Source organism: Nonomuraea sp. NPDC049637, from assembly GCF_040675235.1.
Classification (GTDB): domain Bacteria; phylum Actinomycetota; class Actinomycetes; order Streptosporangiales; family Streptosporangiaceae; genus Nonomuraea.
In genome coordinates, this window is sequence record NZ_JBFAOM010000038.1 from 32374 (window position 1) to 58516 (window position 26143).

The following is a 26143-nucleotide window of genomic DNA, read 5'->3' on the forward strand; positions in this document are numbered from 1 at the left end:
GGACCGAATCACTGTTTTCATGGCCGTCATGAGTCACACGTGTGCCGGAACGGCACGGCCGGCACCATCCGCGCCCACGCCGTCGGGATGAGCTCACCCACTAGGGCGCAGGCCAGGCCACGGGGGTCGCGTACGGCGTCTCGCAGGGCGCTGACGTCCCGGACGGTGGCGGTGTTCCGGTCGTTCACGGTGACGAGCGTGCCGGCGTCCGGGCCGAAGGCGAGCTGGGAGAAGTCGTTGTCGTACGCGGTCACGGAGGTCAGGCGCTGCGGCGCGGTGACGTCGCTGACGTCCCAGACCTTCAGCGTCCTGTCGTAGCTGCCCGCGGCGAGCATGCGCCCGTCGGGGCTGAAGTCGATCGAGAGGATCTCGCCCGTCTGATCGGTGATCCTCGTGACGAGCGCGGGACGGGCCAGGTCGGTCGTGTCCCACAGCAGGATGGTGCCGTTCCTCTCCCCGGCGGCGACGAGCCGCCTGCCGGGGCTGAAGGCGACGGCCACCTGGCGCGGGGGGCCGATGGTGGAAGGCGGCACGGCGGGATCGGGCGGGATGGGGGACGTCCGTACCGGGTGGGCGGGGTCGCCGACGTCCCACAGGGCGCTCACGTCGTACATGCCGCCGACCGCCAGGGTCCTGCCGTCCGGGCCGAAGGCCATCGTCGCGATCCCCTGCCCAGCGGGGTCCGTGACGACGCCGAGGCGGGCGGGCGCGCGGCGGTCGGCGACCGTCCACAGCTCGAACCCGGACCCGACGCCCACGTTCACGGCCAGCGTGCGCCCGCCGGGGCCGAACACCAGTCGCCCGGTACGGCCGGGGATCGTGCTCAGCAGGCGCGGGCGGGAGACGTCCGCGACGTCCCACAGCGACACCGAGCCCTCCCGCGAGGCCGTCGCGACCGTGCTCCCGTCTGGGCTGACGGCGACCGCGGTGTCCGCAGGACCGGCGGGCAGGCGGCCGGCGACCCTGGGCCGGGCGGGGTCGGTCAGGTCGTACAGGAGGCTCGGCTCGCCCGCCACGGCCATCAGGCGGCCGTGCCTGGCGGTGGCGGCCGTGCCGGTGGCGATGGTGGCCACGGCGCGCGGCTCGGCGGGAGCGTGCACGTTCCACAGGGTCGTCACCCCGGTGTCCTCGCCGGCCGCGATCTGGGTGCCGGCCGGGTTGAACGCGACGGCGCCGGGCGATCCGGTGGTGGCGAACGTCGTCCGCCTGACCGGGGTGGCCGGGGTTACGTCCCACAGGACGGCGGCGTGGTCCTGGCCCGCGCTGGCCAGGGTGGTGCCATCCGGGGAGTAGGCCAGGGAGTAGACGGATGCGTGGTGGCCGGTCCAGCGCGCGGTCACCCGGGGGTGGCGGGGATCGCGGAGGTCCCAGGCGATGAGGTTGCCGTTGTTCTCGGCGGCGACCAGGCGGTCCCCCTTGGGGCTCATGGCCAGCGCGTCGAGGTAGAGGGGCCTGGCGATGGTGGCCAGGCGTACCGGACGGCGGGGGCGGGACACGTCCCACAGGATCACGCCGTCGCGGGCGCTGGCCAGGAGCCTGCCGTTCGCGCTGTACGCGAGATGGACGACGACGTCGTGGTGCCCTTCGGAGGCCGACAGGGTGACCGGCCTGGCCGGGTCCTCGACATCCATCAGCTTGACCGTCTTGTAGTCGCCCACCGCGAGCGTGCCGCCGTCCGGGCTGAAGGTGAGGACCAGCGCGTCGGTGGGCACGCGGCTCAGCAGCCGGGGGCCCGCCGGGTCCCGCACGTCCCACAGGCACGCCGACGACTGGCGGGTGAGCTGGGCGAGGACGTGCCCGTCCCGGCCGAACGCCACGGACCTGGTCTCCGTGCCCGGGTCGCAGCCGGTCGTCGTGGACAGGCGCCGGGCGGCCCGCGTGTCGGCGACGTCCCACAGGATCAGCGAGCCGTCGGAGCCGCCGGTGGCCAGCGTCCGCCCGCCCGGCGCGTAGGCCAGGGCGGAGATCCGCGAGGCGGTGCCGGGCAGGCCGGCGGCGTAGTGCGTGGTGGTCAGCGCCGAGACCAGCGCGGACCTGGAGGCGGTGTCGGGCCGCAGGGCCAGCGCCGCCGCGCCCAGGCGCAGGACCTGGAGCGGGCTGGTCTCCCGTTGCGCCCTGGCCAGCAACTGGCTGCCGGCCGCCGCGACCTCCCGCCGCTCGTTCAGCCGGGCGTTCCTGTCGAGCAGGACGACGGTGACGGCCGCGAGGACGGCGGCGACGACGCCGATCGCCGCGACCAGCCGTCGTCTGCGCGCCGCCCGGTGGCTCACGGACGCTTTGACGAACGCGCGCTCGTGCGGCGGCAGCTCCTCGCCCTTGAGCCGGGTCCAGCGCACCGCGTGGCGCAGTTCGGTGCCGCTCAGCAGTGCCAGGTGGCGCTCACGGCCCGGCTCGGCGGTACGCCACCGGTGCAGCGCGGTGCGCAGGCCCTCCTGCCACACCCGGAACGCGCGCGTCTCGTCCACCCAGTCACGCAGCTGGGGCCACTTGTCGATGAGCACCTGGTGGGCCAGCTCGGCCGTCCCGGGTCCCGCCGGATCGGCGCCGCCGGTGGTGACGACCAGCCGCGCCTCGGCCAGGTGCTCGGCCGTCGCCCACTGCCGCTCGTCCAGGTCCTCGCGGTCCGCGACGCGGCGGACGTCCTGCGGCTTGCGCCCTCCGGCGGGGTCGTCCGGGCGTACGAGCTGGACCAGCAGGCCGCGGGGGTCGTACCCGAGGCTCTGGGAGCGGGCGACGACCTCGTCGGCGCGTTTTCGCAGAGCTCCGGTGACCCCGCCGGCGTTCTGGTACTCGTCGATGACGAGCCGTCCGGCCCGCTGGCGCTGGTACAGGGTCGAGAGGGTCTCCTCGGCCAGCGGCAGCGCCGACGAGCTGTCCCGGACGTCGGTGATGAGCTGGTTGACCAGGGCCTCGTCGACGGCGCACCCGACCGTGCGCAGCCGTTCGCGGATCATCAGCTCCAGCTGGCGCTCGTTCGGCTGGTCCACCACCCGGCCGCGCGCGTCCCACGCCTCGTAGATCGCCGGGGTGTGGGCGGCGGCCAGGCCACGGAACGTCTCCCGTACGGTCACCACGACGCTCACGGCGGGCGGCCCGGCGCGGGTCAGCTCGCGGACGAACGCGTCGATCTCGGCGGCGGCCCGCGGGTCGGCGGCGAGCACCTCGTCCAGCTGGTCGAGCGCCAGTGCCAGGCGGGCCGCCCCGCAGCTCCGCGTCAGGGCGGCCATGGCCTCGGTGGCAGGCGCCCTGGCCACCTCGTCGCGCACCCGGTCGGGGGCCGGTTCGCCGCCGATCAGCAGGCCACGGGCGATCTCGGCCGCGAGGTCGACGCGGGGGTGGAGGCGTACGGCGGAGGTCGCGAAGCCGAGCGCGGACAGCCTGGGCAGCACCCCGCCGCGCACGAGCGACGTCTTCCCCACGCCCGAGACGCCGGACACGAGCCTGCCGAGGCCCGGCGGCGGCTCGTCGGCCAGCTCCAGGACAGAGATGTCGCCGTGCAGCCCGTCGGCGGGCTCGACGACGGCGGCGCACGCCCACAGGCGGTCACCGCCGGACTGGGGGAAGTCGACCTCGACCTCCCACCCTTTGCGTGGCAGGGTGGGACGCCTCCTGCGGCTGCCGCGCGTGTGCGCCAGCACGTGCGTGCAGGTCAGCAGGGTGCGCGGGCCCACGAGGAACGCCGACCCGACCGGCTCCGCGCCCATCCCCCAGACGCGGGCGACGGCCCCGCTGAAGTCAGGCGCGGGCATCGCCGCCCGTCCGGTCGCCCTCCCACTCCATCTCGATCAGGAAGTGGGCCTCGCCGCCCGTACGGGTCAGGATGACGTTGGCGTCGGCCGTCAGCTTCACGCCGAACTCCACGCGGATGCGTTCCGGCTTGCGGGGCAGCGCGGAGAGCTTGTCGAAGACGTGCCCGGCGATCTCCTGGACCCGCGACAGGCTGCGCTGAAGGCTCTCCCCCGCCGTGTCGAACTGGTCCTGCACCCGCCCGACCCGGGTGGTGCGGCGATCGATCTCGACCAGGATCGGCTCTGCACCGTCGACGGGCATCTGCACGATGTCAGGCATGGTCCTCCTCCGCTTAGGACGGGCGACGGGCAGACCGTATCAGGCAACACCGGCGGTTCGCGGCGTAACGGATTATCGGCAGGGCGACCCGTCGGACGCGGTACCGGCGGGCCTGGCGGCCTCTCTGCCAGTGGATATACGGGTTCCAATATCGGTCGTCCATCGATATCGATATTGGACAGCTCAGATGTCCCGTGATGTCCTCTGCGCATGAAGAAGGCAATCCCCCAGGCCCTCCGTTCGGGGCTGGGTGTCATCGTGGTCACCTCACTCGCCCTCCTCGGCACTCCCTCGTACGCGGCCACCGCCTCACCCGCCGCCACGGCCACCGAGGTACGCCCGGGAACGACCGTGCGCGACGACCTGCGCACGGTGTTCGACACGGCCGGGGTGCGGGGCACGTTCGCGTTGCTGGACGTGTCGTCCAAGAGGACGACCGTGGTGGACCGGCGGCGCGCCGAGACGCCGATGGTGCCCGCCTCCAGTTTCAAGGTCCCGCACGCGCTCGTCGCGTTGGAGACGGGCGTGGTCAAGAGCCCCGACGAGGTGATCCCCTGGGACGGCACGCCGCAGCCCTATCCCGAGTGGGAGAAGGACATGACCATGCGGGAGGCCGTGCGCATCTCCAACGCGGCGGCGTTCCAGGTGATCGCCCGCCGCATCGGCCTCGCGCGTGAACGGCAATGGCTGCACCGGCTGGGGTACGGCAACCGGCAGACCGGGACCGTGGTCGACCGGTTCTGGCTGGACGGCCCGCTGAAGATCTCGCCGGTGGAGCAGACCCGGTTCATGGAACGGCTGGCCGCCCTGCGCCTGCCCGCCTCCCGCGCGAACCAGCGCGCCGTCCAGGACCTGATCCTGATGGAGAAGAAGAACGGGTACACCCTGTACGCCAAGTCGGGCTGGCAGAACGCCCCCAACCCCGGCACCGGCTGGTGGACCGGCTGGGTCGAGCGCGGCGGACGCGTGTACACCTTCGCCCTGAACATGGACGTCACCGGCGACGCCGACGCCGCCAAGCGCGCCACGCTCGCCCGTCAACTGCTGCACCGGCTGAACGTCCTGCCCGCGGCGTGAGCCTCACTCCCGCAGACCACGGTGACCGTCGCACGGTCACCGTGGTCGTCACCGTTCAGGCGGCCATCTCGCTGGGCTACTTCGCGGCCATGGCGCACGTCGTCCTGCACCTGCGAGCCGACCTCGGACTGGCCGCCGGGCTGATCGGCCTGGTGCTGGCGCTGCGCAATCTCGTGCAGCACACGCTCTCCCTCCCGGTCGGGGCGCTGGTGGACGTACTCGGCCCGGTACGGATGGGCATCCTGGCGTGCCTGCTCCGCGCGGCCGGGTTCGCCCTGCTGGGCACCGTGTCCAGCCTGCCCTGGCTGATCGTCGCCGTGGTCCTGCTGGGCACGGGCGGGGCGCTGTTCCACCCGGCGGCGCAGTCGCTGCTGGCCGGGCTCGCCGAACGGCGAAGGACGCGCGGATACGCGGCGTACGCGATGACGTTGCAGGTCGCGGCGGTGCTCGGCCCGATGCTCGGGCTGGCGCTGCTGAACGTCGGCTACTGGCTGGTGGCGCTGACGGCGGCGGCGCTGTGGGGCGCGGCGGCGTTCCTGTTCGCACTCCTGCGGCACGTTCCGCGCGTACGGGTGCCGCGCGGCGTCGTCTCCGGGGTGCGAACGGTGCTGCGGGACCGGGTCTTCATCGGGTTCGCGGCCGTGTCGGCGCCCGCCATGCTGCTGACCGACCAGTCGTCGGTGGTCGTGCCGTTCGGCGGCGCGGACGCGGCGGCGGTGACCGTGTTCTCCTGCGTGCTCGCCATGGTGTCGGCCGCGGTCCAGCCGTGGTGCGCCGTACCCGGCCGCGCCGACCGACCGCACGTGCTGCGCGCGGGACTGCTGCTCGCCGCGGGCGGCCATCTGCTGCTGGCGGCCGGCGCGGGCGCCGGGTTGACGGGCCTGGTGCTCGTGGCCGTGCTGCACGGACTCGCCGACGGACTGTTGCAGCCGGCGGTGTTCCAGACGATCGTCCGGCTCGCCCCGCCGACGCGTTTCGGGGCATATCTGGGCGTACAGACTTTCCTGTCGGGTCTGTGCGCGTTCGCCGGGGGCATCGCGGTGGGATGGTTGTTCGACCAGGGACCAGGCGGCGCGACCACGGCGCTGTCCCTCCTCGCGTTGATCGCGTGCGTCGTGGCGGCCTGCGTCCGTTCCTCGCCTGCGCAGGTGATCGACGGCCGAGACACGATGCCAGTGCGGGCCCGGCGGCCCCACCCCGGAGGCGGCGCCGACGGCGAGCACGACCGGTGTCGCCCGATCACGAGATGATGGCCTGCGACGTCGAGGGCAGCGCCGGCCCGATCGCCCGCCGGGCGCCCGGGGTGCGCCCGTGTCCCCAGCCGATCTGCCGGCGGTATCCGCCCAGCAGCCCGAGCTCGGCCAGTTCCGTCACATCGGGCGGCTCCGGGAGCGGGTGCGCGGCCGGGGCCACGTAGAGGGCGTCCACCGGGCAGTACGCCTCGCACATGAAGCACGTCTGGCAATCGCCCTGCCGCGCGATCAGCGGCACCCCGTCGTCCCCGCGTACGAACACGTCCGTCGGACAGGCCTCGACGCACTTGTCGCAGGCGATGCACCGGTCACGCAGCACGATCTCGATCACGACGCCACCGCCGGCGGCCACCCGGTCTCCGGCAGCACCCAGACCTCGTCGAGCCCGCCGGAGATCAGCCGGTGGTGCTGGGCGGGGTCGGAGCCGGGGTGGTCGCCGCGCTTGTGCATGCCGCGGCTCTCGGTCCTGGCCAGCGCGCTGGCGTACATCCATCGGGCGTGGGCCGCCATCGCGGCGGCCGAGCGGGCGCGCACGACGTCGGGGCCGTCGGCGTGCAGGCCCTGCCTGGCCCGCTTCCAGGTCTCGTCGAGCGCGGCCAGCGCGGGCGCGAGCCGGTCGCCGTGGCGCAGGTAGTTCTTCTCGTACGGCAGCACCTCGGCCTGGACCGCCTCGATGATCTCGCGATGCCCGGCCGGGTCGCCGCCGGTCGGCCGCAATCCGGCGCCGCCCGCCCCGCGCACGGTCCGCGTGGCCGCCCGAGCGCCCAGAGCACGGGCGTGACGGGCCGCGGCCTGCCCCGCCCAGGTGCCGGAGGACATCGCCCAGGCCGCGTTGTGGCTGCCGCCGCCGGTGAAGCCCCCGCAGATCGGTTCCCTGGTGGCCGCGTCGCCGGCGGCGTACAGGCCCGCGACGGAGGTGGCGCAGTCGTAGCCGGTCAGGCGGATCCCGCCGGTTCCGCGTACGGTCCCCTCCGCCAGCAGCGTGACGGGGAAGAGCTCGGTGAACGGGTCGATCCCCTGCCGGTCGAAAGGCAGGAAGAAGTTGGGCTGAGCCAGCCGCATCGCCTGCCTGATCCCCTCCCCCGCCTGGTCGAGGCGGCAGAAGACGCGCCCGGACAGCAGCGCCCGCGCGATCACCGACCGGCCGCGCATGCTGCCCGCGCCCTCCAGGACGCTTCCGTCGGCATGGTAGAAGGTGGCGTAGGAGTAGAAGGCGGTCTTGGTCACGGAGGTGAACTCCGGAGCGATCGCGTAGGCGTTGGAGAACTCCATGCCGGACAGCTCGGCCCCGGTCTCCGCCGCGAACAGGGCGCCGTCGCCGGTGTTGACGTCACAGCCGAGCGCCTTGCTGAGGAAGGCGCAGCCACCGGTGGCCAGCACCACCGCGCCCGCGCGCACCCGGTAGGAGCGGTCGAGCTGCCTGCGGTGGCCGGCCGCGCCCGCGACCGCGCCGTCCGCGTCCACCAGCAGTTCGGTGACAGGGCTGTGGTCGAGCACGCGCACCCCCGAGCGGCGCGCGCGGATGCGCATGCGGCGCATGTACTCCGGGCCCTGCAGGCCGCGCCGGATCTGCCCGCCGTCCTCACCCACCGGGAAGGGGTAGCGGCTCACCTCGGCCAGCTCGTTCATGTTCGCGTACGTCTGGTCCAGGACCCGGGCCATCCAGGCGCGATCGGCGAGGTACCCGCCCAGGGCCTCCCGGGAGGCCATCGCCGCCTCGCGGGAGGCCGGGTCGGGATCGACGTACCAGACTCCGGTGCCGGCGGCAGCAGTGGCGCCGCTCGTGCCCAGGTAGCCCTTGTCGACCAGGACGACGTCGGCGCCCGCCTCGGCCGCCTTGACGGCGGCCCAGGCGCCGGCCGGCCCGCCGCCGGCCACCAGGACGTCTGCGGTGAGATCCAGATCGGTCATGACTCCCTCCTCATGGGAGATCCGCAGGGCGGCTCGTCAGTCCTGCGCCGAAGAAAGTGACGGGACGTTCCTCCTCGGACATGTCAGGCCTCCGCCAGCTCGGCCACGTACGGGCGGCCCTCGCGCCACGCCGCGACCTGGTCCGGCCGGCCGAACACCTCCAGATACTCCTCGACCTGCCGCTTGGCCTGGTCCCACAGCAGCACGGGCTCGTGGTCGGAGCCCTCGGGGCCGACGAACGGGGCCAGCGGCTCGATCACGGTGTCCAGGCTGGGATGCCAGAAAACGCCGGTCGAACGCCTGGTGACCGAACCACCCGCGACCACCCGGTGCGTACCGGCGGACAGGCGGCCGTTCGTCCACCTGGCGAGTATGTGGCCGGAGAAGACCTGCAGGGCGCCGGGCACGATGGGGACCGGGATCCACTCGCCGTCGGGGCCGCGGCCCTGCAACCCGGCGTAGTCGCCACGCTGGTGCAGCACCGTGAGCGCGGAGCCGTCGGCGTGCTCCAGCAGGAGCAGCTTGTCCCGGTCGGTGTCGCCGCCGTCGTCATGGGTCCAGGTCGGGTAGTCGTTGACGACGAAGCTGGTGTAGTAGGGGCGTCCGGAGGTGGGGAAGGTGCCGGCGGGGACGCCGAGCAGGCGCGCGTACAGGGTGAGCACCTTCTCGGCCACACCGACCGAGGCGTCGTGGTAGCGCGCGGCCAGCTCCTTCAGGCCCGGCTCCTGCGGTGGCCAGACGTTGGGGTGGGCGTAGAGCTGCGCGTGCTCCTCGCCGAGCCCGGCCGCCTTCGCCTCCTCGACGCTGCCGAACTGGCCGATGACGAAACGTTCCAGCTCCAGGCGGCCGTAGTCGTCCGGCCACTGCCGCCAGCCGCGGTACGGATGGCCGGTGGGGCTGGCCAGCTGGGCCTTGTCCTCCCGGGGCAGGGCCAGGACGCGGCCGATGGAGTCGTGGAAGCCGTCGATGAGCTCGTCGGGCACTCCGTGGTTGGTCACCTGGATGATCCCTATCTGCTCGGCCGCCTCGCGGGCGGCGTCGAGCAGTTCGGGCGGGGCGTCGTCGCTGAGGGCGAGTTCGAGGTCGATGAGGGGGATCTGGGCGGTCATGCGCGGCTCCTCGTGGTCGGGCCGGTCAGCAGGAGGTCGGCGAGCAGGGCTGCCGTGAGCCCGGCCGCGGTGGGTGGTGGTCCGTCGGGCGCGGGGCTGTGTCCCTCCGAGGCGACGAGCCGGGCGGACGGCACGCGCTCGCCCAGCTCGGCCACGGCGGCGTCGCTCAGGCTGCCGCGGACGACGGTGACGGGCGCTCCCCCGGCGGCGAGCCGGGCGAGCCCTTGCCAGAGGTGCTCGGCGTCGTCCGAGGGAGCGGGATGCCCGGGGAGGGTTCCGATGAGAACGAGCGCGGGGACGAGGTGCGGGTGCCGGGCGGCCAGCGCGGCGGCGGCGAGCGCGCCGAGCCCGGTCCCGGCCACCGCCTTGGCCTGCGGGGCGAACGATCTGATCGCCTCGGCGATGGGCAGCACCAGTTTGCGGGGCGCGTAGACGGCGCTGTGGCGGCTGGAGCGGCCGTGGCCCGGCAGGTCGAGGGCCAGCGCGGGACGGCCGAGCCCGGCCAGCGGGCCGTCCCAGTCGCGGGCGCTGCCGCCGGCGGCGTGCAGCACGACGACTTCCGGCGGTCCCGACCCCCAGGCGACGCCGCTCACGTGGTCCCCGGTGGAGACGGTGACCCATCGGCGCTGCACGGGGCCGGGCAGACCGGCGAACTCGTGGTCGGACATGGTGCCTCCTCCAGGAGAGCGGTTATGGTGACGTGCTGTTCCCGGCTCGACGCGGGAGCCGCCCGGGATCGAGGTGACAGCGGACGACGTGCCCCCGCCCGAGGTCGCGCGCCGGTGGCGCGCTCGTGTCGCACAGTCCGCCGACGCGGCTGGGGCAGGCGCCGGCGAACGGGCATCCGGCGGCGCTCGCCCGGCCCGCGGGTCCGGCCCGGCGGCTGCCGACCAGCGACGCCGTGTAGGGGTGGTGCGGGCCGTGCAGGACCTGCCCGGCCGGTCCCTGCTCGACGATCCGGCCCTGGTACATCACCGCGATCCGGTCGGCCAGGTAGCCGACGACGGCCAGGTCGTGCGAGATGAACAGGTACGACGTTCCGCCGGCCCGCTGCCGGTCGTCGAGCAGCCGCAGCACGCCGGCCTGCACGCTGACGTCCAGGGCGGACACGGGCTCGTCGCACACCACCAGGTCGGGTTGGCCCGCGAAGGCGCGGGCGATGGCGACCCGCTGGCGCTGGCCGCCGGACAGGCGGTCGGGCCGGGCGTCCAGGACGTGCGCGTCGAGGCCCGCCTCTCCTGCCAGGTCCGCCGGGTCTCGCGGGCCGCCGAGGCTGCGGCTCGCCTTGGCCAGGATGACGCGGACGGTGTGGCTGGGGTTGAGGGAGGCGTGGGGGTTCTGGAAGACCATCTGGACGGCGCGCCGCTGTCCGTGGTCCCGGCGGGTCACCAGGGGATGGAGGGAACGTCCGTGCAACGTGATCGTCCCAGGCCCGCGTCCTGCCAGCCCGGCGACCGCCCTGGCGAGCGTGGTCTTGCCGCTGCCCGACTCGCCGACCAGCCCGACGACCTCACCCCTTCGGATCACCAGATCGGCACCGTCCACGGCCACGGTCCTGCCGTACCGGCGCGTCAGTCCGCGGATCTCCAGCAGCGGCCCGCTCTCCGGCACGGCGGGCTCCGTCTCCATGGGTTGCGTCTCCGTAGCCTCCGTCTCCGTAGCTTCCGTCTCCGGGCGCCCGGCCTGGCCCGGGTGGTGGCAGCTCACCTGGTGGAGAGCCGCCACCGCGGACGGCGCCGGGGCGGTGGAGTGGCACGAGGCGTCCGCCCGGGGGCAGCGGGGGGCGAACGAGCAGCCCGCGAGCTCCTCTCCCGGGACGGGCGGATGGCCGGGAACGGGGGTCAGCGGGTGGGTGCGCCGGGTACGGCCCAGCCGGGGCGTACCGGCCAGCAGCGCTTCCGGGTACGGGTGCGCGGGCTCACGGAGGACCGTCCCGGCCGGTCCCTCCTCGACCAAGCGGCCCGCGTACAGGACCCCGACGCGGTCGCACAGTCGTCCGACGAGATCCAGGTCGTGGCTGATCAGCACCACCGCCGCGGCGAGCTCGGCCCGCAGCTCGCCGATCAGCTCCAGGATCTCCCGCTCGACCGTCGCGTCCAGCCCGGTCGTCGGCTCGTCGAGGACGAGCAGCCGGGGGCGGGCGGCGAGGGCCGCGGCGATGACCACCCGCTGCTGCTGCCCGCCCGACAACTGGTGCGGATACCGGCGGGCGATCGCCCGGGGATCGGGCAGGCGCACCCGTTCCAGCAGTTCGGGGACCTCCCGGCGGTCGCGACCGCGCGCCCGCAGCGCCTGGGTGAGCTGCGTGCCCACCAGCATGGTCGGGTCGAGCGAGGCGCTCGCCTCCTGGTGCACGACGGCCAGCGCCGCCGCCCGCCAGCGCCGCAGGCCCGCGGGCGGCAGCCCGAGCACGTCCACGCCGTCCACGACGATCCGGCCCGAGGTGATCGCCCCGCCCCGCGCGACCTGGCCTCCGAGCGCCCGCCCCACGGTCGTCTTGCCGCACCCCGACTCCCCCACGAGCCCGTACGTCTGACCGGGCGCCACCGTGAACGACACCCCGCGCACCGCCGCCTTCCCCGCGTAGGCGACGGACAGATCCTCGATCACGAGCCCGGTCATGACGCCTCCCAGCGCCCGCGTAGCGCGTCCGTGACCAGCGCGATCCCGACCACGAGCGAGGCGATGGCCAGCGCGGGCCCGAGCACCGTCCACGGCGCGAGCTGCAGCCACAGCCGGTTGTCCGACACCGACGCCCCCCAGTCGGGCGAGCCCGGCGGCTGTCCGAGACCGAGGAACGACAGCGTGGCCGCGGCGAAGATCGCGTCGCCGAAGCGGGACGTGGCCTCCACGAGCACCGTCGGGGCGACGTTCGGCAGGATCTCGCGCACCGTCAGGCCCCAGGACCGCTCGCCGCGCAGCCGGGCCGCCTCCACGTAGGACTTCTCCCGCTCCACCAGCGTGGCGGCACGCACGCTGCGCGCCACGATCGGCACGAACGACGCGGCGATGACCAGCACCATGACCGTGACCGACCGCCCGGCCAGCGCCACGACCAGCACGGTCGCGATGATCGAGGGGAACACGACGACGGCGTCGAGGAGCCGCATGACGATCTCGTCCACCAGTCCGCCGTAGGTGCCGGCCGCCAGCCCCACCAGGGTCCCGGCCACGACCGCGAACGCGGTCGCCGCCGGCGCGACCAGGAGCACCGGTCTGGCGCCGGCAAGCAGCCGCGAGAGGGTGTCCCTGCCGAACTGGTCGGTGCCCAGCCAGTGCGCACCTCCCGGCGGCAGGAAGCGGGCGGCCGGGTCGTGCAGGTCCGGCTCGTACGGCACGAGCTGTGGCCAGAGCACCGCCACGACCGCCCACGCGAGGACGATCGCCGCGCCGATGCCCAGAGCGGCCTGGTGCCGGTGCCGCCGCGCCGACGGCAGCGCGATGGCCGTCACGCCGCCGCCCCCAGCCGGATCCGCGGATCGAGCAGCCGGTACGCCACGTCGGCGGCGAGCACGATCAGCATGTACAGCAGCCCCAGCACCATGGCCGTGGCCTGCAGCGTCGGCAGGTCCTTGTCGACCGCCGACGACAGCAGCAGCGCCCCGATCCCGGGATGGTTGAACAGCAGCTCGACCGTGACCAGCCCGCCGAGCAGGAACTGCAGCTGCACGCCGAGCGCGCTGGTGGCCGGGATGGTGGAGTTGCGCAGCACGTGCCGCCGGACCACCTGCCACCGGGTGAGGCCGCGCAGTTCGGCGGCGCCCGCGTACGCGCTCTCGATCGCGACCACGGCGCCGGCGCGCACGTGCCGGGCGACGTATCCGGTGCACAGCAGCACCAGTGAGAGCGCCGGCAGCGCCAGATGGCCCAGCCGGACGAGCAGGGAGGAGCCGTCCGGCGCCTGCGCCGAGGAAGGGAACCAGCGCAGCCGCACCGCGAACACCACCAGCAGCACCACCCCGGTCACGAACTCGGGCGTCGCCCCCAACGCCAGCCCGCCCACGCTGACCAGGCGGTCCACGGGCCGGTCGTGGTTGACGCCCGCGACCAGCCCGAGGCCGACGGCGACCGGCACGAGCAGGGCGAACGCCAGCGCCGCCAGCAGCATCGAGGCCGCGAGGCGGTCGAGCACGAGGCCGCGGACCGGCACGCCGAGCGTGTAGGACTCGCCCCAGCGGCCGGTGAGGAAACCGCCCAGCCAGTCCGCGTACCGCTCGGGCAGGGGTGCGTCCAGGCCGAGCTGGGAGCGCAGGCGGGCGACGGACTCCGCGCTCGCCTCGCGGCCCAGGATCGTGCGGGCGACGTCGCCCGGCACCAGCTCGGTCGTGACGAACACCAGAACCGACACCCCCAGCAGGGTCAGCGGCACGGCCACCAGCCGGCGCAGCAGGAAGCGCATCACACGACCTGCGAGACCGAGCTGAAGTCGACGTAGCTGGAGGGGTGAGCCTGGACGCCGGTGAACTTCCGGCCGTTGTAGGCACGGACGGTCCCGCTCCAGACGGAAACGATCATCGGGACGTCCTCGTGCAGGGCCTTGGCGATGATCTCGGCCTGGGTCGCGCGTTCCTCCGGAGTCCGGGCGGCGTCGTAGGCGTCGGCGGCCGCGTCGAGGGCCGGGTTGGCGTACTTCGAGCCGTTCCACACGCCACCGCCCTTGACCATGGGGATGATGAACTGGCTGGGGGTGGCGCGGCCGGCCCAGCCGACGAGGTTCGCGGTGGAGAACAGCCATGGGGTGTCCTTCTCCTGGTCGCCCCCGTAGAAGTCGGCCGAGGTGCGCTGGTCCAGCTCGACCTGGATGCCGGCCTGCTTGAGCTGGTTCTGGACGGTGAGCGCGTAGTCCTTGCTGGGCGGGTCGTACGTCAGCGTGAACGTCAGCGGCTGCCCGCCGAGCAGCTCGGCGACCTTCGCCGGGTCCTTGGCGCGCTGGGCGATGCCGTCCGGCGCGGCCGGGAACAGCGGGGCGAGCAGGTGGTCGTTGCCCAGAGCCGCGATGCCGTCGTAGACGGCGGCGTTCACGCCGGGCCGGTCCAGCGCGTACGCGACCGTCTGCCACGCCTCCTTGCGGTCGAACGGCGGCCGGTCCGTGCGCAGCGTGAACGCGGTCAGACCGGTGCCCTGGACCTGGTCCACGGTGATGTCGCCGAGCCCCTTGAGGGGGCCGACGAGCTGCGGGCGGCTGAGGATCTGCGCGTCGATCTCACCGCTCTGCAGCGCCAGCAGGTCGGCCTGGTCGTCGGCATAGAACGTGATCTTCACTCCGTCGAGGTACGGCTTGCCCGGCTCCCAGTACGCCGGGTTGCGGGTGAACGTGGCCCCCGACGACGCGTCGTACGACTCCAGCAGGAACGGCCCTGTGCCGATCGGCTTCTTCGTGAAGTCGCCCGCGTAGTCCTTCTTCAGAATCACCGCGTTGTAGTTGCCCGCCGAAACCAGATACGGGAAGTCGGAGAAGGCCCGTTCGAGCGTGAAGACGACCGTGGCGGCGTCGCGCACGCCCACCCCGCCCTTCGCCAGCACCGTGTCGAAGGCGGACAGCGCGGCGGACTTGGACTTCGGGTCGAGCAGCCGGTCGAAGCTCGCCTTGACGGTCTCCGCGTCGAGCGGCGTGCCGTCGGAGAAGGTGACGCCCTTGCGCAGCGTGAACACCCACCGCTTGCCGCCGTCCTCGGGCTCCCACTTCTCGGCCAGCCGCGGCTTCAGGGTGAAGTCCCGGTCGAGCCAGATCAGGTAGTCGGCGACGAGCTGGACGATGGCGATGGCCGAGCCGTCGTACATGGTGACGGGGTCCACGGCGGTCGGCGGCGGAGGGGAGCCCGCGCGCAGGGTCCCGCCGCGTCGGGGTGGCGCGGACACCGCGGCGTCCGCGCCGGACTGCAGGGCCCTGCCGTCCGCGCCGGTCAGCGGAGCACCGCCGCCTGCACCACAGGCGGCCAGCAGGAGCGAGAGGGTTCCCCCTCCTGTCCCGGCGAGCAGGACCCGCCTGGTCAGATCGGTGGCCCCCGGAAGGGCGGGCCGGTCGAAGGGACGGGGGAATTCCCTCATGGGGGCTCCTTCACGACGAACTACAACCCACTATTCAGGTAGGAATACTCGGATGTCAACCCATGGAGACGCCCACGCCGTCCAGCCCGCCAGGACGGCCCGTCACGGCCGGACGCCGGACGTGCGCCCCCCTTCCCGACGCCTCGGCGACCCTCCGGGCGAGGCCAGGGGGCGCAGACCGCCCGTCAGCAGCAGGCCGACCGCGTCGAGGTCCGGCGAGCCCGAGCGGCTCCGCGCCGGAGGCGGGTGACGGGCCGTGACCACCAGCGTGACCAGGCCGAACGGCACCGCGAGGAGGAAGACCCGCCGCCGGCCCATGCCCGGACCGAAGGCCGCGATGACGGCCCCGCCCAGCGGCGGGGTCGCCGGAACGGCTCCGGAGCCGGAGGTCTGCGGGGGGTCGTGCTCCGTGACATCGGCGGGTTCGTCCTGCGCGGGAGCTCAGCCGACGATCCGCTTCTCGAAGCAGGTGGAGTGGGGCATCGAGGTGTAGGGCGGGAAGATCGGGATGCGGGTGTAGCCCTCCCGCTCGTACAGACGGATCGCGTCAGGCTGGCGGTCCCCGGTTTGCAGGATGACGCGTCGCGCGCCCAGCGCGCCCGCGGCCTCCTCGGCCGCGGCGAGCAAGGACCGCGCCACCCCGCTCCCCCGATGTGACGGGGCCACGTACATCCGCTTGAGCTCGACCTCGTCGCCGAGGCGGCGCAGCAGCACGTGCCCGACGGGCCGCTCGGCGTCGAAGGCGATGCCGGTGAACAGCACGGATTCCGCCCGCACGGCCATCCCGGCGGGAAGGTGGCCGGGGTCGGCCGCCAGCCTGTCGGCGTAGCGCCGGCCCATCTCCTCCTGCATGGCCGCGCGCAGCGCCTCGGCCGCCGGATGGTCGAAGGGCAGGGATCGGACGGTGAACGTGGCGTTGTCCATGGTCATGCGTTGCCTCCCGTACGTGTTGCTCACCCGTGACCGGTTCACCGGCGGCGCGTGGCCCATGCCCGATCCTGAGGTCGTGGAGCAGTCCCCGGCTCATGGCGCAGGACGCCAGCCGAGCAGGGACGCCAGCTCCTGGGCGCCGGCGACGAGCAGCCGGACGTGCTCTGCCGGGATCGGCGGCCACTGCGTCCGGCCACACTGCCGGTACGGGCGCTCACCTTCGAACTGATGCGACAGCCGATCAGCGCTGACATGGCGCGCCTGCGCAGAAAGCGAAGTCGATCTCTCGCCTGGAGTACCGAAGGAACCCGCCCATGATCTACACTTTACCTACATAGATACTAGGTTTTAGGCGATCCGGGTCATAGTGCGCCGAACAGGACAGGAAGATCCCGCTGATGAGCCTTCAGTTCCTCTGGTACATCCCGAACCAGGCCCAGCCCGGACACCGCGGTGACGACGTCGTCGCGGACCACAACAGCCTGGAGACCCTCAGCGGCCACGCCCGGGCCCTCGAGGAGCACGGCTGGAGCGGGGCGCTCATCGGCACCGGCTGGGGACGGCCCGACACCTTCACGATCGCCACCGCGCTGGCCGCGCGGACCACGACGTTCCAGCCGCTGATCGCGGTCCGGCCCGGCTACTGGCGTCCGGCCAACTTCGCCTCCGCCGCCGCGACCCTGGACCATCTCACCGGTGGCAGGGTGCTGGTCAACATCGTCTCGGGCAAGGACGACCTGGCCGCCTACGGCGACAGCGAAGGCGACCAGGCGCACCGCTACGCCCGTACGAAGGAGTTCATGCGGATCGTACGCAAGCTGTGGACCGAGGACGACGTCACCTACCACGGCGAGCACTTCAGCGTCACCGGCTCCACCGTGGTGCCGCGCACCGTCGTCCGGGGCGGGCGCCGCCACCCCCGCCTCTACTTCGGCGGCGCCTCCGAGGCCGCCGAGCAGGTGGCCGCCACCGAGGCCGACGTCCAGCTCTTCTGGGGCGAGCCACTCGACGGCGTCGCCGCCCGGATCGACCGGCTCAGGCGCCTCAGCGACAAGCTCGGACGCGAGCACCCGCCGCTGGAGTTCGGGCTGCGCATCACCACGCTGGTGCGCGACACCACCGAACAGGCCTGGGCCGACGCCGAGGCCAAGATCGAGGAGATGGCGAAGGGCGCCATCGAGCGCGACCCGAACCGGCACGCTGCCGTCGGCCAGCAGCGGCTGCTCGACCTGGCCGCGCGGGGCGACGTGCTCGACGACAACCTCTACACCGCCCCCGGCAGGTTCGGCGCCGGCGGCGCGGGCACCACCTGGCTGGTCGGCTCGGCCGAGGACGTGGCCAAGTCCCTGCGCAACTATCAGGCCCTCGGCATCACCCACTTCGTCCTCTCCGACACTCCCTACCTGCCTGAGATCAAACGCCAGGGCGACCAACTGCTCCCCCTGTTGCGCGGATGAGCGCGACGTTCTCGCCCGCTCATGGCGCGACAAGCCGACCGATGCCGCCTCCCAGGCCCGACCGCGCGAAACCCTCCGGCTCCACCAAGCGCCACCGGTGTACTCCAGGACGAGGCAGGGCGCCGGAACCCGTACGGTGCGGAAGTCAGTGGTACGGCGCAGACAGAAGCCGAGCCGCTCGCACACGCAGATCGCGCCGACATCGGCGTTCCTGCGTGCAGGAACAGCGAGACGTCGAGGGCATACCGCAGCAGGCAGCCGCACCGTTCGGTCAGAAGGAACACCGAACACCTCAACCGGCTGACCCTCGACAGCCAGGTTGCCCCACAAGTCGGCCTGGTTGTTGTCCAACGAGCGGCGCGGCCGTCGCGGTTCGGCCCGGCGCGTAGGTGCCCTCATGCAGGTCTTGCGCTGCTCCACCTCCACCTGGCCCAGGTTCTCCACATGGCCGGCCAGGGCGTCGGGAGCGATCATGAACTCCAGGGCGAAGCCGCAGTTCGTCGTGCCAGCCGGGTGAGTGAGACCACCGTTCGTATCTCAACACGCGGGACTGCGCCTCGCGTGGTGATACTCGGGTGTGTCCCAGGACGCGATGAACGGTCGCGCGGCCCGGCCTGCGCGAAGCCTGTCAAGGAGATCAACGTCCGTGCCAGCGAGGCGATGCGGCAGACAGGGGCTCTGTGCGATCAGGAAACCTTGGACGAGGAGACCGTCCAGGTGTTGCACGCCTGCGGGGATCTGGCGCGGAAGCCCTTGTCGAGCCAGATGGCGATGTTGCGGCCTTTGCCGTGGTCGCGGTTCTTGTACTGCTCGTCCCCGCTGTTCCGCGTTATCTGGAGCAAGATCTCCCAGTCTTCCTCGCTGCGTTCTGTCAAGGAGTCCCAGACGCTGCCGGTGAACACTCCGCCAAGGCACTCCGCCTGCAACTCCATGCGGCGGCTCTGCTCGTTCAGTTCACTCTTGTTCCGGTACGGATGGCGGTCGTAGCTGCGGGCGATCCCAGTGAGGTTCTGCAGGTGGTGCCCGTACTCGTGGGCGGCCGTCTGGAACAGGAACAGGTCGGTGGGATCGTCGAGCATGTCGTCGTCCAGAAGGACGAGGAAATGCCGTTCTGCGTCGCAGTATCTGGCTGCGGCGGAGCCCCAGGGCTCCCCGCAGTACTTGCGTGGCTTGGTGATGAATCCGATCTTGGCCTTGGCGAAGGGCAGGCCCGCCTTCTTGAAGTGGGCGCCCCACGACCGGTTGAGACAGTTCAGCACCGCAGTCAGGTACCGCTTGGCGGACGCGACGGTCTTCGGCCCGATTTCGCGCTCCGGGCACCGGCTCGCTTGGAGTTCGCCCGTACGGTACAGCTTGTTCGCGGTCAGAGCCCGGGCCCGGACGGGGAAGGCGGATGTCGCGTGTGCGGTTCCGGATAACGGGGTGCCGGATAACAGCAGGCCGGCGAGCGTGGTGGTGGCGACAAGGGTGACGAAGCGCATGATCGTCATCTTAGGGTGGGTGCCGGGCCTGGTGCCGCCGTCCTCAGGCGGCCCCGTCGGGAAAACAGGGACGGCGACCCGCAGCACGCTGCAGCTCGCGGACGAGCCCTGGCCGCCGCGCTATTGGCCCTGCCCTTCGAACACCCCTGATCGCCCTGGCACGACCGCTGCTCTCCCCCCTCTCGCGGGCGTTCCGGTCGAAACGGTCTCGGTGATTGCCCTTCCCGTCTCCCCTCCCATCGGTGCCGACGGACCAGCAGCCCTCCCCTACTGCCGCTCCCCACAGTCCCTCGCTCCTGGAAGCCGGGCACGAAGAACGCGGGTCTGGACTGACTACTCCCTGTCGATCGGCCGCCCTCCCCGCCCGTGGGTCGCACGTCAGCACCTTCGTCGCAGTGGCCAAGGCGATGGACCGTCCCCCGCACCCGCGTGCACGGGCTGCCGCTGCCGTGGATCACCCCCGGTACTGGACGACGCAGTGGTCGTGGACAGGCACGTCAGGCGGCGGCGCGGTCGCCGGTGCGGCGGCGGCGCAGGTCGGCTTGCTCGAGTGCGGGTGGGACGTAGGCGATGTCGAGCGTGCCCGGGTTCACCCCGGGCGGGACCACCTTGTCGATCTGGTCGAGGGTGTCGTCGTCGAGGGTGGTGCCGGCGCCGGCGAGCAGGTCGCCGAGCTGCGCCATGGTGCGGGGACCGATGATCGCCGAGGTGACCGCGGGATGGCTGATGACGAAGGCCAGGGCCAGATGGGTGAGCGACAGACCGGCCTGCTCGGCGATCGGGACGAGTTCTTCGACGGCATCGTGGTTGCGCTTGTCGGTCATGTGCTTGGGCACCCAGTGCATGCGGGCGCTCGAGACTTGTTCGTTGCCGCCCTTGCGGTAGCGGCCGGTGAGCAGACCCGAGGCCAGCGGGCTCCAGACCAGCGTGCCCAGCCCGTAGCGCTCGCAGACCGGGAGGACGTCGCGCTCGATGCCGCGGTTCAGGATCGAGTACGGCGGCTGTTCGGTGCGGAAGCGGGCCAGCCCGCGCCGTTCGGAAGCCCATTGGGCCTCGACGATCTCCGCGGCCGGCAGGCTGGAATGGCCGATCGCGCGTACCTTGCCCGCCTGCATCAGGTCGGTCAGGGCGGCGAGGGTCTCCTCGATGTCGGTGCCGGGCTCGGGGTGGTGGACCTGGTAGAGGTCGATGTGGTCGACGCCGAGACGCCGCAGCGAGTTCTCGACCGCGGTGACGATCCAGCGGCGGGAACTGCCGCGATGGTTGGGGTCGGCGCCCATGGGGCCGTTGAACTTGGTGGCGAGCACCACGTCGTCGCGTCGGCCGCGCAGCGCCTTGCCCACGATCCGTTCGGTTTCGCCGTCACCGCCGTAGACGTCGGCGGTGTCGATGAAGTTGATGCCGGCGTCGAGGGCCCGGTGGATGATGGCGACGCAGTCGTCGGGGTCGGGGTTGCCGAACGGGCCGAACATCATGGTGCCGAGGCAGTAGGGACTGACCTTGATCCCGGTACGGCCCAGAGAGCGAGTGCGCATGATCTGTTCCTTCGAGAAAGCCGGGTGGTCGGAGACGGCCTGGGCAGGCCGCCTCGGACCGGATGAGTGCGTGGGGGGTCAGCCGGCGTACGGGGCGGCGACGTCGAGGATCCAGGTGACGCCGAAGCGGTCGGTCAGCATCCCGAAGCCCGGGGCCCACTGCGACGGGCCGTACTTCTCGATGATGTCGGCGCCGTCGGCCAGCTTGTCCCACAGCGCGCCCACCTCCTCGGTGGTCTCGCCGCGGACGGACACGAAGAACCGCTCTCCGGTCAGCGTCATGCCGTGCTCGCGAGTGGTGGCGGCGGGCGCGGTGGCGGCCGGTGCCTGGCCGGGCACGTCGTACGCCATGATGCTGAAGCCGTTGTCGGCCGTCACCTGGCCGAAGACGATCTTGTCGGCGTCCGGCAGTTCCTTCGGCATGCCGAAGTCGCCGTACGAGATGGCGGTGAGGCGGCCGCCGAACACGGTCTGGTAGAACTCCAGCGCTGCGCGAGCGTCGCCGCGGAAGTTCAGGTGGGTGGTGGTGGAGATGGCCATGCTGATGACTCCTTATTGATTTTCCGGGCGCCAGTGTCAAAGGGGGGCCGTCCGGGTGCCGTGGCTGACCGGCTCGATACGAAGGTTCGCAGAGGTAGGTGACAGGATGTGGCACCTACTTCGGGCAGAATGAGGTTCATGCAGAAGACTTCTGCCCGGCTGCTGGCTCTGCTGTCGCTGCTGCAGACCCGCCGGGACTGGCCCGGCACGGCGCTGGCCGATCGCCTGGACATCAGCCTGCGGACCGTGCGCCGCGATGTCGACCGGCTCCGCGAGCTCGGCTACCCCATCGCCGCCGTCAAAGGCCCTGACGGCGGCTACCGGCTCAGCGCCGGCACCGAACTCCCCCCGCTGCTGTTCGACGACGAACAGGCCGTCGCCCTCACCATCGCCTTGCAGATCGTCGCCACCAACCCCGGCGACGGCCTCGCCGAACCCGCCGAACGGGCACTGAACACCATCCGGCAGATCATGCCCTCCCGACTCCGGCACCGCATCGACGCGCTGCGCGTCACCGCCGTCGAACGACCTGTCACCCGGCCGGCCACCCCGGTCGACGGCGACGTGCTCCTGACCATCAGCGCCGCCGTCCACGCCCGCGAGATCTTGCGCTTCGACTACGGCGCCGAGGTCACGGACAAACCCCCACGCCGCGTCGAACCTCACCACGTCATCACCTGGGACGGACGCTGGTACCTCATCGCGTGGGACCTTGACCGCGACGACTGGCGCGCCTTCCGCGCCGACCGGATCACCCCGCGCACCCCCAGCGGGCCCCGGTTCACTCCGCGCGTACTGCCCGGAGGAGACGTCGCCACCTTCGTCACCAGCACGTTCCGCGGCTCTGGCGACGCCTCGGGCAACTGGCCCTGCCAAGGCACAGTGATCCTCGACCTGCCCGCCGCCACCGTGGCCCTCTACACCCGCGAGGGAATCGTCGAGGAGACCAGCCCCCACCGCTGCCGGCTCACCCTCGGATCCTGGTCCTGGCCCAGCCTCGCCGCCGCCGTCGCCCGCTACGACGCCGACATCGAAGTCATCGGCCCCGACGAACTCACCGACGCCTTCGAACACCTCGCCCGCCGATTCACCAGAGCCGCAACCGGCCACGGCCTCGCATCACCGACATCGTGAGTTGCCTACGAAAGACCCAGGGGCTGAACAGACCAGCGAACTCGCCGGCACCATGCGTGACCGGTCAGACGCAAGCGGCCGGCTAGTCGCACACTGAGCCTCAACGCCCGGCACCGGCTCCGAGCAAGAAAGGGAGCGTCCCCGAACACCTCGCCGAAATCGCCGACGTCCCGCAAACTGCTCACCTACGCGCGGCCGCGCGCGTCTCCGAGATGTTCCGCCTCGTAAGCGGCACCGGCCACATCCTCGACGTGCTCGACGCTCTCCACCGCGACCAGGTGGCTCTGCGCATCCACGACTACGCGTTCTCCGCGATGGACCTCACCACCCGCGCACCGGCGACCTGCTTCTGTACTGCCGGGCGCCCATGCACCCGGCCCCTCAATCGGCGAGGACCTGCTGTGAGAACTGTGCCATCGCGGCTGTGAGCTGTCCTTCTACGTAGACTAACCGGCCAACCAGCTTGGGAGTCGGCCCTGGCCAGCCCGATTGTTTCGGTCGGCGACCTGCGCCTGGCTGAGGCCCCCCAGTGATCCGGCCGACAGCCCGGGCCGGGTAGCTCGATATTCGAACGGCACATCATTGAGTCGCTCGTAGTGGTGACGGGGTGGCCGGGAATCACTTGAGCTCCCGGCGCCCTGGCAAGCGGACGGGAATCCCATGGATCCGGACGGCGCGCTCCCCGGCTCGATCCGGACAAGGTCGCAAACTGCTTCCATCTGTTCAGAGCCGAGAGCGAAAGCGAAAGCCGACCGGAGGCGGCCCGGCGCCTCGAACGGAGGAGAAATACAGGGGGAGCCCGTCATGAGCGCATCGGCGTGTGTCCGGGGTGTTAATTGGTGGTCATAGGGGTGACCGCCCGGCGCGTGCGATAAGCGGGGGCGGAGTCAATCGGGCCGTGCTCAGGTGGCCCGGAAACGTCCGGCGGTGGTCCTGGTGCGGCGGTTCCGCATGTCTGCAATCTTACGGGGCGACTTTGTCCGGGCTTTTTCGTATGCATGAAAACGGAGAGGGCCGTGGCATGAATGTCACAGAACAACGTTGGCATGTCCTGATGGCGTACCGGCCGCGACTGCTGGCCTTGGCGATACGCATGGGGGCGGGGGCGGACGCGGAGGACGTCGTCCAGGACGCGTTGCTGCGTACCGCCACCTTCGCCGGGCTGGAGGAGGAACGGGCGTGGCCCTTCCTCGCCACCGTCACGGCACGACTCGTGGTCGACCACCACCGCCGAACCGCCCGCGACCTGGTGTTACGCCGCCACGCGGCACTCATGCCACGCCCCCACGGCTTCGAGGACGCCGTGGCCGACGGGGACGAGGCCAGGCGCGCGGCACCCCTGATCGCACTGCTCGACCCCGAGATCCGCCATGTGGTCCGCCTGCGGATGGAAGGCGCCACCTGGGGACAGATCGGCGTCGCGTGCGGCGAATCGGCCGCCGCCGTCGAGATGCGGTATCGCCGCGCGACGGCTCCCGTGCGGCGGGCCATGAACCGCCCGGCCGGAAATCGGCGATGAATTCTGTCGAGCTCGCCGGCCAGGAACGTACTACCGGTGAAAGGTTCGTTCGTTCAGGCCGATGTGCGATTCTTGGGAATCGCGGAAAAGGACAGCCATGAGAAGCTCTCGAAGGCGCATTCCGCCCGTACGGCATGCGTTTGTCGTGCTGCTGGCGGCGGCGCTCGCCTGCTTGATGTTCGCGCCCGCGGCGGGAGCGGAGAGCAGGACGTCCCAGAAAGTCTCGTCGTCTCTTACGGATCCCGACACCGAACTGGCCACCACGGAGAACGGCGAGGAACCGCTGGACTCCATCTCCAGCGAGGATTATCTCGCGAAGCTCGCCCAGAACGATGTCATCGTCTCGGCGGAGGAACGGACCCAGATCATGGCGAGTTCCTGCTGGATCTACACCGGCTACCGGGGCGGCAAGAACCGCGTCGGCCAATGGCTCTGGAAGTATTTCCAGAGAATGGACTACTGCCGCGACGGCTCCCGGATCACCAGCGCCCACTTCTACACCAGGTGGGCCGAGGTCTACATGGTGGGCTGGTCGTTCAAGGGTCACGAGTCGCTCGTGAGCAACGGCGGCCGGGGAGCGGTCCAATGGCGCAAGCGGACCCAGGGCGTCTTCTGCCTGGTCCCGTACCTCTCCTGCATACAGGAATCGCACCCCTGGGTGGACATGACCGTCTACGGTAACGGCGCGAGGTCCTTCAGCGCCGGCGGCTGACAGACGAGAGCGCCGGTCCGGGAAGCCCTCCGGGCCGGTGCTCTGTGCCGTCGGCGGCGAACGGAAGCGTCATGATCTCCTGCGGAAACGCGACGGTGAAACCCCGGCCCACGCCACGAACGCCTGCCGTAAGGACTCGGCGGAGGAGAAACCGCACCGCCGGGCGATGGCCGCGACCGGCTCACGAGTGCCGGTGAGCAACTGGGCGGCCGCTTCGAGCCGCGTCTCGCGCACCAGCCGCGAGGGAGTGCGGCCGACGCACTCGACGAACAGCCTGCTCAGATGCCGCTCGCTCACCCCGGCGAGGGCGGCCAGACGGGCGACACCGAGGTCCTCGTCCAGATGGCTGACCACGTGGTCGACGACTCGGCGGACCAAGACCTGGTCGGCGTGCGCGATCCGGTTGAACATGCTCACCTGCGCCTGGTCCCCCGGCCTTTTCAGGTACGTGACCATGCCCATGGCGACGCGGCGGGCCAGTTCGGCCCCGTGGTCCTCCTCGATGAACGACAGCGTGAGATCCAGCGAGGCCGTGACCCCGCCTGACGTCGCGACCGTGCCGTCCCGTACGAAGATCGGAGCGGGGTCGACCCGTACGTGCGGGTATCGGGCGGCCAGCCGTCCGGCCTCGTACCAGTGCGTGGTGGCCCGACGGTTGTCGAGCAGCCCGGCCGCGGCCAGCACGGTCGCCCCCGTGCACACGGACGCGACCCGCCGCGACAGCCCGGCGAGCCGCATGACCTGACTCACGAACCGAGGGTTGGCGGCGGCGGTCTCATGCCCCTGGCCGCCCGAGACGATCAGGGTGTCGATGGGGCCGCCCATCGTGTCGATCCGTCCCTGGCCGGGCAGCTCCAGCCCGGAGTCGCAGCGTACGGGCCGGCCCATCGGAGTCGCGAACACGACCTGGTACACCGGGTCGGCACCCTGCCGGTTGGCGTAGTCGAAACCGGTCGTCACACACGCGACGTCAACGAGTTCGATGCCGTCGAAACCGATGACGACCACCAGCTGTCCTGTCATGACTACACGGTACGAGCGAGCGACGGAACACGCGCTGCCGAAATTCCACGAATGGGCCCCAGCGCGCCGGAAGCAGCGGACGACTGCTGCATCACCTCAGACTTTCGCACGACGACGGTCACGCTGTGGGCTTCAGCAGGGTCACGTCCACGAATGTGGTGCATGAGTCGCCCTGTTTCTGCAGGTCAAGAGGACAGTGTCTGCGGGATCGGGGGCGCGTCCAGCGAGAACCGCAGGTCAGACGGCGGCGTTGGAATCGCGGTTTCCAGAGCTCCGGCACGGCCCATGTCCGCCGCATCTCGGTGGCACCGCTGGACGACTCCATCCGAACCGGCGCGGCACGGCC

At 71.8% G+C, this 26143-nt stretch carries 22 protein-coding genes; 6 read left to right on the plus strand and 16 right to left on the minus strand.

From position 1 onward, the window contains the following. Nucleotides 1-26: 26 nt before the first annotated feature. The gene (locus AB0J71_RS37330) at nucleotides 27-3749 is read right to left on the minus strand and encodes a WD40 repeat domain-containing protein (RefSeq protein ID WP_364418694.1); all 3723 of its coding nucleotides are present in this window, start codon (nucleotides 3747-3749) and stop codon (nucleotides 27-29) included. Beyond that, nucleotides 3736-4068: a CU044_2847 family protein gene (locus tag AB0J71_RS37335; RefSeq protein WP_352331082.1), complete on the minus strand. Its 333-nt coding sequence runs from the start codon at nucleotides 4066-4068 to the stop codon at nucleotides 3736-3738. The genes AB0J71_RS37330 and AB0J71_RS37335 overlap by 14 nt, the downstream gene beginning before the upstream one ends. Nucleotides 4069-4278: 210 nt before the next feature. Here AB0J71_RS37335 and blaOXA point away from each other — a divergent pair, with 210 nt between their 5' ends. After that, nucleotides 4279-5145, plus strand: a complete 867-nt coding sequence (blaOXA, locus tag AB0J71_RS37340) for a class D beta-lactamase (protein WP_364418696.1) — start codon at nucleotides 4279-4281, stop codon at nucleotides 5143-5145. Then, nucleotides 5142-6395: an MFS transporter gene (locus AB0J71_RS37345; protein WP_364418698.1), complete on the plus strand. Its 1254-nt coding sequence runs from the start codon at nucleotides 5142-5144 to the stop codon at nucleotides 6393-6395. Before blaOXA ends, AB0J71_RS37345 begins: the two co-directional genes overlap by 4 nt. Here the strand turns inward: AB0J71_RS37345 and AB0J71_RS37350 are convergent. The 10 genes from AB0J71_RS37350 to AB0J71_RS37395 form a co-directional block, all read right to left on the minus strand. Then, nucleotides 6385-6729 (minus strand): ferredoxin family protein, encoded by a 345-nt coding sequence (locus AB0J71_RS37350; protein WP_352328960.1) that lies wholly within the window; start codon nucleotides 6727-6729, stop codon nucleotides 6385-6387. The two genes, AB0J71_RS37345 and AB0J71_RS37350, sit on opposite strands and share 11 nt — an antisense overlap. Beyond that, on the minus strand, nucleotides 6726-8309 hold the full coding sequence (locus AB0J71_RS37355) for an FAD-binding protein (protein WP_352328962.1): 1584 nt from the start codon (nucleotides 8307-8309) through the stop codon (nucleotides 6726-6728). The genes AB0J71_RS37350 and AB0J71_RS37355 overlap by 4 nt, the downstream gene beginning before the upstream one ends. Nucleotides 8310-8392: 83 nt before the next feature. Further along, nucleotides 8393-9418 carry a 2-oxoglutarate and iron-dependent oxygenase domain-containing protein gene (locus AB0J71_RS37360; RefSeq protein WP_364418700.1) on the minus strand — a complete coding sequence of 342 codons (1026 nt, stop codon included), beginning with the start codon at nucleotides 9416-9418 and terminating at the stop codon, nucleotides 8393-8395. Next, nucleotides 9415-10086: an alpha/beta fold hydrolase gene (locus AB0J71_RS37365; protein ID WP_352328966.1), complete on the minus strand. Its 672-nt coding sequence runs from the start codon at nucleotides 10084-10086 to the stop codon at nucleotides 9415-9417. Before AB0J71_RS37365 ends, AB0J71_RS37360 begins: the two co-directional genes overlap by 4 nt. A gap of 22 nt (nucleotides 10087-10108) precedes the next feature. Continuing rightward, nucleotides 10109-12040: an ABC transporter ATP-binding protein gene (locus AB0J71_RS37370; RefSeq protein ID WP_364418702.1), complete on the minus strand. Its 1932-nt coding sequence runs from the start codon at nucleotides 12038-12040 to the stop codon at nucleotides 10109-10111. Further along, entirely contained in the window at nucleotides 12037-12870 is an 834-nt protein-coding gene (locus AB0J71_RS37375; protein ID WP_364393778.1) for an ABC transporter permease, read from the minus strand. Before AB0J71_RS37375 ends, AB0J71_RS37370 begins: the two co-directional genes overlap by 4 nt. Continuing rightward, nucleotides 12867-13817: an ABC transporter permease gene (locus AB0J71_RS37380; protein WP_364418704.1), complete on the minus strand. Its 951-nt coding sequence runs from the start codon at nucleotides 13815-13817 to the stop codon at nucleotides 12867-12869. Before AB0J71_RS37380 ends, AB0J71_RS37375 begins: the two co-directional genes overlap by 4 nt. After that, complete coding sequence (locus AB0J71_RS37385; protein ID WP_364418706.1) at nucleotides 13817-15466, minus strand: ABC transporter substrate-binding protein; 1650 nt, start codon at nucleotides 15464-15466, stop codon at nucleotides 13817-13819. The genes AB0J71_RS37380 and AB0J71_RS37385 overlap by 1 nt, the downstream gene beginning before the upstream one ends. Before the next feature lie 102 nt (nucleotides 15467-15568). Continuing rightward, nucleotides 15569-15784, minus strand: coding sequence for a hypothetical protein (locus AB0J71_RS37390; RefSeq protein WP_364418708.1), 216 nt, complete (start codon nucleotides 15782-15784; stop codon nucleotides 15569-15571). Between the two features lie 123 nt (nucleotides 15785-15907). Next, a complete protein-coding gene (locus tag AB0J71_RS37395) occupies nucleotides 15908-16396 on the minus strand; it encodes a GNAT family N-acetyltransferase (protein WP_364418710.1) in 489 nt (162 codons plus the stop codon). A gap of 398 nt (nucleotides 16397-16794) precedes the next feature. Here AB0J71_RS37395 and AB0J71_RS37400 point away from each other — a divergent pair, with 398 nt between their 5' ends. Then, nucleotides 16795-17853: an LLM class flavin-dependent oxidoreductase gene (locus AB0J71_RS37400; protein ID WP_364393773.1), complete on the plus strand. Its 1059-nt coding sequence runs from the start codon at nucleotides 16795-16797 to the stop codon at nucleotides 17851-17853. A gap of 686 nt (nucleotides 17854-18539) precedes the next feature. On the opposite strand, the gene AB0J71_RS37405 is transcribed toward AB0J71_RS37400, so the two are convergent. The 3 genes from AB0J71_RS37405 to AB0J71_RS37415 all read right to left on the minus strand — a co-directional run bounded on the left by AB0J71_RS37405 (nucleotide 18540) and on the right by AB0J71_RS37415 (nucleotide 21409). After that, nucleotides 18540-19334: a neutral zinc metallopeptidase gene (locus tag AB0J71_RS37405; RefSeq protein ID WP_352327162.1), complete on the minus strand. Its 795-nt coding sequence runs from the start codon at nucleotides 19332-19334 to the stop codon at nucleotides 18540-18542. Between the two features lie 497 nt (nucleotides 19335-19831). Next, a complete protein-coding gene (locus AB0J71_RS37410; RefSeq protein ID WP_364418712.1) occupies nucleotides 19832-20869 on the minus strand; it encodes an aldo/keto reductase in 1038 nt (345 codons plus the stop codon). Nucleotides 20870-20947: 78 nt separating this feature from the next. Continuing rightward, on the minus strand, nucleotides 20948-21409 hold the full coding sequence (locus tag AB0J71_RS37415) for a VOC family protein (protein ID WP_352327160.1): 462 nt from the start codon (nucleotides 21407-21409) through the stop codon (nucleotides 20948-20950). A 138-nt stretch (nucleotides 21410-21547) separates the two neighbouring features. On the opposite strand from AB0J71_RS37415, the gene AB0J71_RS37420 reads away from it, so the two are divergent. The 3 genes from AB0J71_RS37420 to AB0J71_RS37430 all read left to right on the plus strand — a co-directional run bounded on the left by AB0J71_RS37420 (nucleotide 21548) and on the right by AB0J71_RS37430 (nucleotide 24774). Then, nucleotides 21548-22543 carry a YafY family protein gene (locus AB0J71_RS37420; RefSeq protein ID WP_364418714.1) on the plus strand — a complete coding sequence of 332 codons (996 nt, stop codon included), beginning with the start codon at nucleotides 21548-21550 and terminating at the stop codon, nucleotides 22541-22543. A 1054-nt stretch (nucleotides 22544-23597) separates the two neighbouring features. Further along, on the plus strand, nucleotides 23598-24062 hold the full coding sequence (locus AB0J71_RS37425; RefSeq protein ID WP_352327158.1) for a sigma-70 family RNA polymerase sigma factor: 465 nt from the start codon (nucleotides 23598-23600) through the stop codon (nucleotides 24060-24062). Between the two features lie 145 nt (nucleotides 24063-24207). Continuing rightward, nucleotides 24208-24774: a hypothetical protein gene (locus tag AB0J71_RS37430; RefSeq protein ID WP_364418716.1), complete on the plus strand. Its 567-nt coding sequence runs from the start codon at nucleotides 24208-24210 to the stop codon at nucleotides 24772-24774. 69 nt (nucleotides 24775-24843) lie between these two features. Here AB0J71_RS37430 and AB0J71_RS37435 read toward each other — a convergent pair whose 3' ends face one another. Then, nucleotides 24844-25797, minus strand: coding sequence for a helix-turn-helix domain-containing protein (locus AB0J71_RS37435; protein WP_364418718.1), 954 nt, complete (start codon nucleotides 25795-25797; stop codon nucleotides 24844-24846). Between the last annotated feature and the right edge of the window lie 346 nt (nucleotides 25798-26143).